This is a genomic window from Moorena sp. SIO1G6, assembly GCF_010672795.1.
Lineage (GTDB): Bacteria > Cyanobacteriota > Cyanobacteriia > Cyanobacteriales > Coleofasciculaceae > Moorena > Moorena producens.
The window spans coordinates 66412-79180 of the sequence record NZ_JAAHFZ010000029.1; the positions used below are offsets into that span (position 1 = coordinate 66412).

Here is a 12769-nt window from a genome sequence, read left to right on the forward strand (position 1 = left end):
ACATTCTGCATTCTACATTCTACATTCTACATTCTGCATTCTACATTCTGCATTCTGCATTCTGCATTCTGCATTCTGCATTCTGCATTCTACATTCTACATTCTGCATTCTGCATTCTGCATTCTGCATTCTGACAGACAACTTTGAGCCCGATTAGCGACTGGCAGGGAAACTGCCACCGATGAAGTGGACATCACTGAAGGTTTCAATCCATAGACGAGCGCCACAAGGTAGTGGGTTATCTGGCTGATACCTAATCCGACACGGACCGAGGATTTCGATCTGGTGTCCATATAAATTGTTGCCACTTCGTTTTACTGAAATCACTGGCTTGCGCTCTTCCGGGCTTTTGTGGATATTCGAGCCAATGTGATTGCGGTTGACATTAATCTTGGCTAGAGCCGGAGGACGACTGGTACGCCATTTTCCTTTTGGTCCTCTAGTGCCTTTAATGATTTGGGGCATATTGTTGAACAGAGGAATAATCCAGAATTTCCCACTTTTATAAGCACCCCGGACGCGACCCTTCTCTAGGAGTTGTCGCAATCGTCTCGAAGAGATTCCAAGGAGAGATGCTGCTTCGGTAGTACAAACGCACTTGTTCATAAGTTTCTATTCCCTTAACTATTCCGATAGTTGTATTATAAAGTAAAAGCAAGCATTAAGACAACCCCTGATTAAGGAAAAGAGAAGGTTATAGAAAATTTTGTAAATTAAGCTGAAGTGTTCTATCGGTCGGAGTTGAGGCAAGTTTGATATAGCGTTCGCGCAGGGTGGCCGTAGGCCAATCGCTTTTAGCGTGGCCTTTTGGCCAAATGCGATCGCATACCCTGTGCCTTCCAAACACCCATTCTGCTGACTCAGTCATCGGGAAACTGCCAGCAAGAGATACGTTCTACATCATTACTACTACACTGGCGACAAGTTTTATCAACAGAGGAATCTACCCATTGATAGCCACAAGTCCGACAGTGGCAAAAAATGTTGTTGTGGTTAGCGATTTCAATTTTTCTGCGCCACTCGTTAATTTGAGAGGTGTCTGGCTTGGGGGTAGGTTCCGACATTAAATTTACTATGATTTACAATCCCATACCAGTAAATCATCTAAGGTAAGCATTCAGCTATCAGCATTCAGCTATCAGCATTCAGCTATCAGCATTCAGCTATCAGCATTCAGCTATCAGCTTATGCGCTATCGGCACGCTACTTTACGAAAAGCTTTTGAATAAAATAAGCTGACGGCACCTCAAGTAGCGTGAGCTTTTAGCTCACGGCTGACGGCACCTCAAGCAGCACCTCAAGTAGCGCATATGCTTACAGGCTAATGGACTGGTTCTGTGCATGGGATTCAGTTACCAATTTGGAGTAATTGGTTATTTTATGCTGTGTTATTTTATTTAGGTTATGCTGTTGCTGACGAGCTTTTTTTTCCTTTGAGAGTATTTATTTGAGCGAAGTATAAAAGGGTTTAGCTAGTAAACCAGTGAAGTATTTGCGGCACCGGAAAGTGGTAAGTTATATGATCATTTTACTGATATTAATAAGGTGACGCCCCTATTTTTTACTTTTTCCCTGTTCCCTGTTCCCATATCCGCTGTTCCCTGTTCCCTAAAATCCAACACTTGTGTACCTCACCTATTTGAGTCATGCTATCGTCATTAGTCATCATAAATATGAATGAATTTAGTCATTTTCCCACTGACCTACAGACCTACTGACGCACTCACCACTCAGCCTTTTGCCTTGCTATTGAATTAAGTTATTTGAGGGTTATAATATTTAAGTTATGTAGATGAATTTTTCTATATTTAAATAATATTAATTAAACCAATTAATTATATATTATTTTTATAAACTTTTCAGGAATTTTGAGGTGATTTTCCCAAAATTTACGTCTTAAGGCTGATCTATCAGACTTTGGCTTGACAATGTAAAAAATTAGTAAATATACTGTTAAGAGGAAAAAAGATTTGGTGTATCTCGTCATCATCAGGGAGCAATTAGGCTGTCAAACGACTTCAGAATTGTGATTCCAGGCTGGTTAATTACCTGATCAGTTCCGACTGATGAATTCCTAAGTCATAAGTTATAGTTTCTTGATAGTTCTGAAATCGCACAGGAAGACGAGTTGGCTATCCCTGGATAAATCATGGTTTTGAATTCCGTGCTTTCAGCAATTCTGAATAATTTCAATAAAAGCGTGATGGAGCGCGCTCTTGGGGGTTCCCATGGGGCTTTCAAGGTGCGGACGCAGGTGACCCACGCAGCGCCAAAACCACTCGCTATTGCATCAAGACAGGGTAGCATTTTAAAAAGATTCAACGACACAGAGAAATCCTAAAGGTTTGGCAAATAAACTAAAAATCCTGCAGTCCTGGTGCATACTCTATACTAAATCAGCTGCTGTAATCCCTTTTTGACCCACAGTTACTATACTAGGGCTATCTATTAGAGTGGGAATTAGATAGTCAAAAGCTGATAGTGAGTTCGGTTGACTACTTATCAGTATTGGGTGTTCATTAATTGAAAATAAAAATTGAAAATTGCCAATTAACAATTTTCAATTAACTCAAGCTAATCAAGCCTAGTATAAGTGTTCAAATTAACGTGATAGGACAGATCAGCTAAGCAAGCTGAGACAAGTCAAGGTGCTATATTGCTCAAGTTCAAAAATAAACTCTACCGTCATCGACACATTATGGAATCTTTGTCTCAACAAAATCAGCCACTTTTTATTTTTGGGATGGGACGTTCTGGAACAACGCTTTTGCGGTTAATGCTGACCGCTCATCCTCATTTTTGTATTCCTCCTGAAAGTCGGTTTTTTGTTAATCTGGAGCCAAAATACGGTTCATCGAAAGACTTAAGCAATCAAATCGATAACTTCTTGACAGATATCTACGGTGATCCAAGGTTTCGGGAGTGGAACATTGACCGACAGCAGTTGCGAGAAAATTTGACAGCTCAGAAACCACTGAATTATTCAACAGCAGTCGCCACAGTTTATCAAACCTATATACAGCAGTTTGATGGTCAAGCAGGTTGTTGGGGAGATAAAAATCCTTGGAACATCTATAATATTAAGACCATTCTCAAGTATTTCCCTAATGCCAGATTAATTCTAATTATCCGAGACCTCAGAGCCATCTATGCTTCCCTAAAACGAAATGAGAAAAAATTTGCCAAGACTTGGAAGGGAGCCTGTATCGCCAATGTAGTAGCGACAACCCAACAATGGCAAAACTTATTCCAGGTCATTAAACACTATCAAAATGACGAGCGGTTCCATATCCTCTTCTACGAAGACTTAGTGACAAATCCAGAAGAAGAACTCCAGGGAATTTGTAATTGGCTCGGGGTATCCTTTAGCCAATCAATGCTGGAGTTTAACCAAAAAAATGCTCAAAAAAACTTGGTACCGACCCGTGAGCTAGGATGGCACGCCAAGACCTTTCAACCGGTTAGTAGCGATCGCATTGAGGCTTGGAAACACGAACTTAGCGATTCAGAACTAGCAGTCTTAGAGATTCTGAATTATAAAACCATGCTCCATCTAGGCTATGACTGTATTCCTAAAACGTGGCAATTTGACAGGTTACTCAAGTTCTACGCAGATTATTCTCAGTACATCTATTGGAGACTGTCTAAAGCTAATCTTCAACCAGTGATAGGGAAAATCCGTGAAGCTTTAGTAACTCTCAAGACATTGCAATTATCCATGACCAGAAATTTATCCCAAAACTCGATCCAATGAGGTTCCAATGAGTAGAAAAGCCTGACCGTAAAGTCAGGCTAACTCACTCAAGCTAAAATCTCTTGTTCGCGCCCTATCCTAAAGGAAGGGGCGCTTGGGGTCGGGTGCATCTCAATCCATGCAATTAGGAAAAAATTCGGGCGAAAATTCCCACACTTCCCACACTTCCCACACTTCCCACACTCCCCACACTTCCCTTCTTTTTTACAAATATGAGATGCACCCCTTGGGGTATATGGCTCTGAGGGCCTCAATTATCAGCACTCATGAATGAAACCTGATGCCCTTGAGACAGCTCAGCACTAATCACGGCCTGTTGCAGTATGGGGGTATTAACAACAGAATCATTGGCCAAAGAAAACAGCGGATTGGACAAAATGCCTGCCAGAGAGGTCGCAATTAACGACATCACTAAACCGACCTGTAACGGACGCATACCGGGTAAACTCCAGCGAATTTCGGGATAATTCTTGACCACATCCGACATCTCTTGAGGTTCCTTCACTACCATCATCTTGACCACACGGATGTAGTAGTAAATCGAAACCACACTAGTTAGCAAACCTAGTAAGACTAAAGTATACAATCCTGCTTGCCAACCAGCCCAGAATAAATAGATTTTACCAAAGAATCCAGCAAAGGGTGGAATCCCACCTAAAGACAGCAAACAAACACTTAAAACCAAAGTCAGCAGTGGGTCCTTGTGATAAAGACCAGCATACTCACTAATTTGGTCAGTACCAGTGCGTAGGGTAAACAGAATGACACAAGCGAAAGCCCCTAAGTTCATAAACAAGTAAACCAGCATGTAGAAAATCATGCTAGCGTAACCGGCTTGGGTTCCAGCAATTAGACCAATCATCACAAACCCAGCCTGACCAATAGAGGAATAGGCTAGCATCCGTTTCATGCTGGATTGAGTTAGGGCAACTACGTTACCCAAAATCATACTTAGAATAGTCAAAGCAGTGAACACAAAATGCCACTGATCGCTTAACAATGGGAAAGCAGTGATCAGTAGACGAATCGCTAGAGCAAAGCCAGCGGCTTTAGAACCAACTGAGAGAAACGCTACCACTGGCGTGGGAGAACCTTCGTAAACATCAGGAGTCCATTGGTGGAAAGGAACTGCTGAGATTTTAAAAGCAATACCAGCGATCGCAAACACCAAGGCAATCAGAAGACCTAGGGATTGACCGGATTGTAGCTCAGCAACTCCTTGTGCGATCGCACTCAACTGCGTTTGTCCCCCAGACAACCCATATAATAGGGAGACACCATACAAAAATACGGCTGAACTGGCTGCTCCAATCAGCAAATATTTCAAAGCGGCCTCATTGGAACGGGGGTCACGCTTCATGTAACCCGTCATCAGGTAGGAGGAAATACTGAGGGTTTCGAGGGATATAAAAATCGTAACCAGCTCCGTCGCCCCGGACAGGAACATCCCTCCTAAAGTAGCCGTGAGCAAAATGCCAATAAATTCTGCCAAGGATGTACCCGACTGCTGCACATAACGAATTGACATCAAAATCGTTGACACAGTCGATAGGGCAATGATGCCACGAAATGCCACACTCAGGGTGTCACCATTAAATTCCCCAAAGAAGGCAATGGGATTTGCAGCATCCCATTGGAAATACAGGGCAACTATGGCAGCAAGTAGACCCCCAATGGCTACATAGGAAATAGTTTGAGCCGACTTTTTCCCAGCAATCAGGTCAATGATTAACACTAGCAAGAGGGTAATAACTACAATTCCCTCTGGCAAAATTACCCCAGCATTCAACTGGGCGGCAAGATTGGCAAAATCCATAGGCTTTAATGATATGATCTATGGTTATTTGAGTATCCAGATTAACTTTCTTATCATATCGGTGATTGTAGCTAGTTGGGAAAATGGCTTGTATGCCTTGGAGATTGGACAAAGTACAATTCCGTATTTATGCCCTTTCACTGCCCTCTGTGCCACGGTAAGGTGAGACTAGCTATGTCGTACACCGGATCAATGTTACCTTTGAAGGCAACGAACGAATTGTTTACAAATCTTTGAGCAGCAGTGAGAGGAATTGGGATAGGGGTGTACTTACGGTGTTAACGGTGCTCTATTGGATGGCGAATACTACATGAGCTATTCGTGGTTTACCTCTAGGTAAAGATTATTTCTGGCACAATCCGAAAAAGTAGGGAGTACTGCTGAAGCGCATATATATATATAAGTATAAGTAGCCCTCAAATCCCCGTACCTATGGTCGAGTTGCCTGACTTCCTTTCCCACACAGTTGCTCCTTGTTCGTGTTAGCCTGCAACACAAGTAGCGTACTGTAGAAATTAAGAGGCAAGCTTATACTGCCATCAGGGGGTTCTACTTAATGTTGGAAAACTATGCTGGAAAACTATGCTGGAAAACCATACCCAGACTCAGTAGGGAGCAAGTATACTGGCTTACTCCCTCGACCTTTGAGAAATAGTATTTAAATTAGACTATTCAACACCGCCGCTATTGTTGAAACTCCGATGACAACCCTTGTAATTGTCGAATCTCCTACTAAAGCTCGCACCATTCGGAACTACTTACCTCCTGGTTACCAGGTCGAAGCCTCCATGGGTCATGTCCGTGATTTACCTCAATCAGCTAGTGAAATCCCCGAAAAATACAAGGGGGAAAAGTGGGCTAAGTTTGGGGTAAATGTGGAAGCTGACTTTGAACCGCTTTACCTGGTGCCTAAAGACAAGAAACAGGTTGTCCAACAGCTCAAAGCAGCTCTGAAGGATTCTGATGAACTGATTTTGGCTACGGATGAAGACCGAGAAGGGGAGAGTATTAGTTGGCATTTGTTACAAATCTTAAATCCGAAAGTGCCAACTAAGCGGATGGTATTTCACGAAATCACTAAGGATGCTATTCAAAATGCCCTACAAAACTGCCGTGAGATCGATGATCAGGTGGTAAGAGCTCAGGAAACAAGGCGGATTCTTGACCGACTCGTGGGCTACACCCTCTCACCGCTGCTGTGGAAAAAAGTGGCTTGGGGCTTATCAGCTGGTCGGGTACAGTCTGTAGCAGTGCGGCTGTTGGTGAATCGAGAACGCCGACGCCGTGCCTTCCGCAAGGGCACCTATTGGGATTTGAAAGGGATTCTAGAAGCAGGAAGTTCCTTTGATGCTAAGCTAGTAACCCTGGACATGGTGAAAATTGCTACCGGTAGTGATTTCGATGCCAATACAGGTGACATTATCGAAGGTAGGCAGGTCAAATTGTTGAGTGAAGTGGAGGCTAAAGCACTCAAAGACAACCTGTATGATAAAGTCTGGACGGTTACTAATTTACAAGAACGACCTGTTACTCGGAAACCCTCACCCCCCTTTACTACCTCGACCCTGCAACAGGAGGCCAACCGGAAACTGGGACTATCGGCTCGTGATACGATGCGGACTGCCCAGAGTCTGTATGAAAAGGGTTTCATTACCTATATGCGTACAGACTCAGTACATTTGTCTGAACAAGCGATCACAGCAGCCCGTAGCTGCGTTGAACAAAAATACGGGGTAGAGTACCTTAGCCCCAAACCGAGAAAGTATACCACTAAGAGCAAAGGAGCTCAAGAAGCTCACGAAGCCATTCGTCCAGCAGGGAGTACATTCAAAACTTCTCAAGAAACGGGATTAAGCGATCGCGAATTTAAAGTCTATGACCTGATTTGGAAGCGTACCGTTGCTTGTCAAATGGCGGATGCTCGACAAACTCAAATTGTGGTTGATTTGCAAGTGGAAAATGCCGGATTTCGGGCTACCGGTAAGCGCATTGACTTCCCAGGTTATCTAAGGGCTTATGTGGAAGGGTCTGATGACCCCAACGCTGCTCTAGAAAACCAGGAAGTGATTCTGCCAGCTTTGAAAGTGGGAGATCATCCTAACTGTAGAGAACTAGAAGCTATCGGTCACGAAACCCAACCCCCAGCCCGTTACACGGAAGCGACCTTGGTCAAAACCTTGGAACAAGAGGGGATTGGTCGTCCCAGTACCTACGCTAGTATTATTGGTACTATCATTGACCGAGGCTATGCTCAGAAACTGAAAAATGCCCTTGCTCCAACGTTTACGGCGTTTGCAGTTACTAATTTGCTCGAACAAAACTTTCCCGACTTGGTGGACACGAGCTTCACGGCCAAAATGGAGCGCACCTTAGATGACATTGCCAATGGAGCAGCGCCATGGCTTCCTTACCTGCAGAACTTTTATTTGGGAGAAAAGGGTCTCGATAACCAAGTCAAGGAACGGATTAATGAGATTGACCCCATTGTTGCCCGTACTGTTGAACTCGAAGACCTCGATGCTAGAGTCCGGATCGGCAAATTTGGTCCCTATGTCGAGGTGAACAATGGCAATGGTGTACTTACTGCTTCGATTCCCCAAGACCTCACCCCAGCTGAACTAAACATTGAGCAGGTTCAGGTACTGATTCAGCAGAAAATGGAGGGGCCAGAGAAATTGGGAATACACCCAGAAACGGGTGAAGCAATTTATATCCTCAATGGAAATTATGGTCCCTATCTACAGCTAGGTGACGCAACAGAGGATAAGAAGAAAAAACCCAAACGTGTCTCTTTGCCTAAGGGGGTAAATAAGGAAGATGTACACCTAGAAATGGCAGTGGGTCTCCTAGCACTCCCCCGCCTTCTCGGTCCTCATCCGGAAACAGGCAAACCGGTCAAAACCGCAATCGGACGCTTTGGTCCTTATGTTGTCCATGACCAAGGGAAGGAAGGCAAAGATTTCCGCTCCCTGAAAGCTGAGGATAACGTCTTGACAATTACCCTAGACCGTGCATTAGAGCTGCTGGCACAACCTAAGAGGACAAGGGGCGGTTCTCGCAGCAAGACTAAAAAACCCTTACGGGAACTAGGGGTTCATCCTAAAGATAGCGAGCCAGTCAATATCTATCAGGGTCCCTATGGCATATATGTGAACCATGGCAAAGTTAATGCCTCTCTGCCCGAGGGAACATCAATGGAGGAGTTAACCTTAGAAACCGCCTTGGAACTCATAGCAGCTAAGGCGTCATCGGGTAAATCTGGTAGCAAGTCCAGTAAATCAAAGACTTCCACCAAAAATAAAACCTCTGGGAAATCCACCAAGAAGACTACTAAGAAAACAAAAGATGATAACCAAGAGGCTCAGTTAGAGAGTGAATAAGTAATTGTACTTGCTGACCAACTGATTAAACTCAGGATATATATAATAAGGTGTGACAACACCATTGTCAAGTGGAAACTAGGAAGTTTGAATTGAAGCAAAAACTCTTATCCTTTATTCATGTTCCTTCATCCTTCCTGCTGACCACTGCCTCTTTACTCATTTCTCTGACATTCCCCCTTTCGCCTATTCTTGGTCTTGACCAAACTAGTCTTGACGAAACTAGTCTTGACCAAACTAGCCTTGATCAAACTAGTCTTGACCAAACTAGTCTTGACCAAACTAGTCTTGATCAAGTCACTCCACCCCAGCAGCTCTATTTTAAAGGTCGCCAACAGTTAAGTACAGGTCAATTACAAGAGGCTTTAGAGAGCTTCCAGAAGTACCTAGAACTTAAACGAAACATTGGCGATCGCTATCAAGAAGGAGTAGCGCTATATTTTATCGGGTGGGTTCATGATGAACTTGGTCAATATCAATTAGCCAGGTCGTTCTTTGAGCAATCCTTAGCAATTGATCGAGAATTAGGCGATCGCACCGGGGAAGGGAGTACTCTTAATAATCTGGGGTTAACGTATTCCAACCTAGGGGACGATCAAAAGTCCCTAGAATTCTATCAACAAGCCTTAGCCATCTACCGAGAAGTGAGCAATCGTGGCTACGAAGGCAGGACTCTCCATAATTTGGGGAATATATACTATAAGCTGGGTCAAGACCACCAGTCCCTGGATTCCTACCAGCAAGCTCTCGATATCTATCGAGAAATACTGGATAAATCGGAAAACAATTCTCTAGTGTCACAGGCAGACGAAGGAACACTGCTCAATAGCCTAGGGTTAGTTTACCACCGTCTAGGCAAGCACGAACAGGAACAGTTGTCCTATCAGCAAGCCTTGACTATTGCCACGGAAGTAAGCGATCGCATTTCAGAGGGAATGCTTCTGAATAATTTAGGTATCGCTTACCATCGCCTAGGAAAGTACCAACAAGCATTAGAATTCCACCAACAAGCCCTAGTGATTCATCGGGAAGTGGGTTCATTAGCTGGGGAAGCATTTACCTTTAGGACTATTGGTGCTGTCCTGGCGGCACAAAACCAGCCAGAACTCGCCATTATTTTTCATAAGCAAGCAGTCAATGTATATCAGTCCCTGGGGCAAGATTTCACTAAACTGTCTCAGGAGAAACTGTCTCAGGAGCAAAAGCAGTCCTATAAACTCAACTTGGATAATGCCTATCTAAGTTTATCTGAGTTGCTGCAGCAACAAAAACGGGTGCAGTCGGCGCAACTGGTGCTAAATTTATTCCCAGTGCCAGAGCAAAAAGACGATTTGTCTAATCTAGACAAGACTCAAACTAGGGTTCAGGAAAAAATACCATACTTACCTGAGGAGGAGCAAATTAAAGCAGGCTATGAGGCAATTTTCCAGCAGCAGCTTTCCCTAAGAGAACAACTCAATCAACTGATTACTATTCCGATAGCAGAAAGAACTCCTGTTCAGCAAGACCGTATTCTTGAGTTTAGGCAAAAGGAGCAGCAGCTGACCCAGGAATTTCTGCAATTCCTCAACAGTTCTAAGGTTAAGAAGCTAGTAACACAGTTGAGGGAATGGTGAAAATGGTAATTGGTGATTGCTAATTGCCAGTTTTTAAGAGGGAACAGGGAACAGGGAACAGGGAATAGGTAGTTTTGGATTAATTTGGTATCTTTAAATACTTTTTTTATCATGGTCTTGATGAATTCCCTCATCTGACTCCCCATCTACCCATCTCCCCAAACTTCCCACACTTCCCTCCCTTTCCCGATTCCCTCGGTGCGCTTTCCGCATTAAGAATTAAATTCGCCACGGGTCGCACCGCTCCCGACTCCCGACTCCCTAAAACCGAAATCGACCTAAGATTCTCCGCCAGTCATACTTTAATGGCAAGACGAACTGGATTCGATCCCAGAGACTGCGGTTATCAAAGCTAACTGGTCCTGGTCCAAAGGTTGCTACCATCAATAATCCACCGATTAGTCCTAGATTTTTCAGAAATTGAATTTCTTGCATTTGATTAGAGAAATCTGTGTGAAAAATCAAGGTGGTGGGAATTAAAAATCCAATTAGCGCTAATGCTCCCCAACGAGCTTTATAGCCTAGTAATACGGATAATCCACCCGCCAACAGTATAATGATGGTGGGAATAATCAGTATACCGGGAACCCCTTTGGATTCCATCAATTGTTGAGTATAGGTTGGGTTAAATAGTTTATCGATACCAGCTTTAAGAAAAATAGCACAAAGGAATATCCGCCCTAGGAGTGGAATGTATTTTTTCATGATTTCCAGGTTTTTTGATAAGCGCTATAACCCCTTATTATAGAAAATGGCATCAAGGATGTTATAGTTGAATCGCCGTATAGTCCACAAATAACCAGATTTTATGACTGCCCTCCTCCCTACTCCCTACTCCCGCGCAACCCAGAAGTAAGTACCTCACCCAATTAATAACTGCAATAGCATTGATGGTTGGGTCTAACACTTAAACCCAACCTAGCTACTCGATTACCAGTTAGAAATCAGCGACTGGATAAAAATTAGTTGAAGGGAAATGGTTTAGTCTCAACTCTTGGATTACCATTATTGTTATCGAAAAAACAAATATGTTGAAAAGGAACCATTGACCAACCAGTCACATCTTCAGTCAGTGGTTCGGAAGAAATAATAACAGAGCGTACATCTTCATCTGCTGCAGATTGCATCTTAAAACCATCATAATCTCCAAAATTTTTGCCCTTCAATGACCAAACAGGACTCTTGAGGAGGTACAATGCATCTTTTTCTCTATCGCTTTTCAGCTCTTGTAATTCTTCATTTGTTAATTTTTGCCAGTCACCTGGTACATCTAGCTGTCGGTTATAGCCAATCCCGAGATTGGCAACTAATAAATCATTACTATCTGCCAGGAACAATTTTAGAACACTGATTCCTTCACAATTGTACTCAGTTTGAACATCAAGAATAATTTTAACTGTCTTGTTGATAGCATCTAGAATTTCATCAACAGACAAATCCTTGGTCGGATCATCGACCTGTGACATAATTAGAGCATAGATTACCTCAGTATCGGTACTTCCCTCTAGATTCTGGATAATTTCTGGTCTGCACTTATTTAATAAAGGGAAGCGAATCTCTTGAAACCCGTATATCCAGCCATTGTGTGCTAAAGCTAAACGGAATCCTGGAAAAATAAACGGGTGGCAATTATGCTCATGGACAACCGCTTCATAAGTGTAGTATGCTGCTCGGATGTGGGATAAAAGTAAATTAGTCTCATGACTCTCACACAAAGACTGTAAATTTCTGTCATAAAAAGGTGGTTTAGTTCCTTTATAGATGAAAGGATAATTGGCGCTGAGAGTGTCTTTTTTCCAAGTAGCAAGTCCAAACCCTGCTAACTGTACCATATGATGGTAATCTGAATCGTAACTTTGATTAACCAAAGAATTATCAGGTTCGAGGATTAACTTGGAAATTGCTAAAGGTTCTCCAATATAGCCCAGTACTCTGCACATAGATACTATCCTTGATGTCATTATTTGTAGAGTTCAGGGAAAGTATATCTTATAGGTGACACTTGGTGGTGAGCAATGTTGTAGTGATATCTCGCACCATTGTGATGAATCCTATGATGGACAGTGAGTAGGTAAGCTATCAGCTATCAGCTATCAGCTATCAGCTATCAGCTATCAGCTATCAGCTATCAGCTATCAGCTATCAGCTATCAGCTATCAGCTATCAGCTATCAGCTATCAGCTATCAGCTATCAGCTATCAG

9 protein-coding genes are annotated in these 12769 nt (G+C 43.1%); 3 read left to right on the forward strand and 6 right to left on the reverse strand.

The genetic code is table 11. From position 1 onward, the window contains the following. Positions 1–154: 154 nt before the first annotated feature. The 3 genes from F6K63_RS23745 to F6K63_RS23755 all read right to left on the reverse strand — a co-directional run bounded on the left by F6K63_RS23745 (position 155) and on the right by F6K63_RS23755 (position 1065). Positions 155–607: a MerR family transcriptional regulator gene (locus F6K63_RS23745; RefSeq protein ID WP_287313267.1), complete on the reverse strand. Its 453-nt coding sequence runs from the start codon at positions 605–607 to the stop codon at positions 155–157. An 88-nt stretch (positions 608–695) separates the two neighbouring features. After that, positions 696–869: a hypothetical protein gene (locus F6K63_RS23750; RefSeq protein ID WP_158026159.1), complete on the reverse strand. Its 174-nt coding sequence runs from the start codon at positions 867–869 to the stop codon at positions 696–698. Next, the gene (locus F6K63_RS23755; protein WP_071102587.1) at positions 862–1065 is read right to left on the reverse strand and encodes a hypothetical protein; all 204 of its coding nucleotides are present in this window, start codon (positions 1063–1065) and stop codon (positions 862–864) included. The genes F6K63_RS23750 and F6K63_RS23755 overlap by 8 nt, the downstream gene beginning before the upstream one ends. A gap of 1634 nt (positions 1066–2699) precedes the next feature. Here F6K63_RS23755 and F6K63_RS23760 point away from each other — a divergent pair. After that, on the forward strand, positions 2700–3755 hold the full coding sequence (locus tag F6K63_RS23760) for a sulfotransferase family protein (protein ID WP_287313268.1): 1056 nt from the start codon (positions 2700–2702) through the stop codon (positions 3753–3755). A 250-nt stretch (positions 3756–4005) separates the two neighbouring features. Here the strand turns inward: F6K63_RS23760 and F6K63_RS23765 are convergent, their stop codons facing one another. Further along, a complete protein-coding gene (locus tag F6K63_RS23765) occupies positions 4006–5571 on the reverse strand; it encodes an NAD(P)H-quinone oxidoreductase subunit N (protein ID WP_287313269.1) in 1566 nt (521 codons plus the stop codon). 701 nt (positions 5572–6272) lie between these two features. Here F6K63_RS23765 and topA point away from each other — a divergent pair. Together topA and F6K63_RS23775 are read left to right on the forward strand one after the other, a co-directional pair. After that, positions 6273–8951, forward strand: coding sequence for a type I DNA topoisomerase (gene topA, locus F6K63_RS23770; RefSeq protein ID WP_287313270.1), 2679 nt, complete (start codon positions 6273–6275; stop codon positions 8949–8951). 92 nt (positions 8952–9043) lie between these two features. After that, positions 9044–10567, forward strand: a complete 1524-nt coding sequence (locus F6K63_RS23775) for a tetratricopeptide repeat protein (protein ID WP_287313271.1) — start codon at positions 9044–9046, stop codon at positions 10565–10567. Between the two features lie 261 nt (positions 10568–10828). On the opposite strand, the gene F6K63_RS23780 is transcribed toward F6K63_RS23775, so the two are convergent. Both F6K63_RS23780 and F6K63_RS23785 read right to left on the reverse strand, forming a co-directional pair. After that, positions 10829–11272 carry a DoxX family protein gene (locus F6K63_RS23780; protein ID WP_008189841.1) on the reverse strand — a complete coding sequence of 148 codons (444 nt, stop codon included), beginning with the start codon at positions 11270–11272 and terminating at the stop codon, positions 10829–10831. Positions 11273–11529: 257 nt separating this feature from the next. Further along, positions 11530–12507, reverse strand: a complete 978-nt coding sequence (locus F6K63_RS23785) for a class II glutamine amidotransferase (protein WP_008189843.1) — start codon at positions 12505–12507, stop codon at positions 11530–11532. Positions 12508–12769: the final 262 nt, after the last annotated feature.

Bases quoted from the DNA above. Each gene is read 5' to 3' on its own strand.
- F6K63_RS23745 (WP_287313267.1), bottom strand. From the start codon at position 607: ATGAACAAGTGCGTTTGTACTACCGAAGCAGCATCTCTCCTTGGAATC.
- F6K63_RS23750 (WP_158026159.1), bottom strand. From the start codon at position 869: ATGACTGAGTCAGCAGAATGGGTGTTTGGAAGGCACAGGGTATGCGAT.
- F6K63_RS23755 (WP_071102587.1), bottom strand. From the start codon at position 1,065: ATGTCGGAACCTACCCCCAAGCCAGACACCTCTCAAATTAACGAGTGG.
- F6K63_RS23760 (WP_287313268.1), top strand. From the start codon at position 2,700: ATGGAATCTTTGTCTCAACAAAATCAGCCACTTTTTATTTTTGGGATG.
- F6K63_RS23765 (WP_287313269.1), bottom strand. From the start codon at position 5,571: ATGGATTTTGCCAATCTTGCCGCCCAGTTGAATGCTGGGGTAATTTTG.
- topA (WP_287313270.1), top strand. From the start codon at position 6,273: ATGACAACCCTTGTAATTGTCGAATCTCCTACTAAAGCTCGCACCATT.
- F6K63_RS23780 (WP_008189841.1), bottom strand. From the start codon at position 11,272: ATGAAAAAATACATTCCACTCCTAGGGCGGATATTCCTTTGTGCTATT.
- F6K63_RS23785 (WP_008189843.1), bottom strand. From the start codon at position 12,507: ATGTGCAGAGTACTGGGCTATATTGGAGAACCTTTAGCAATTTCCAAG.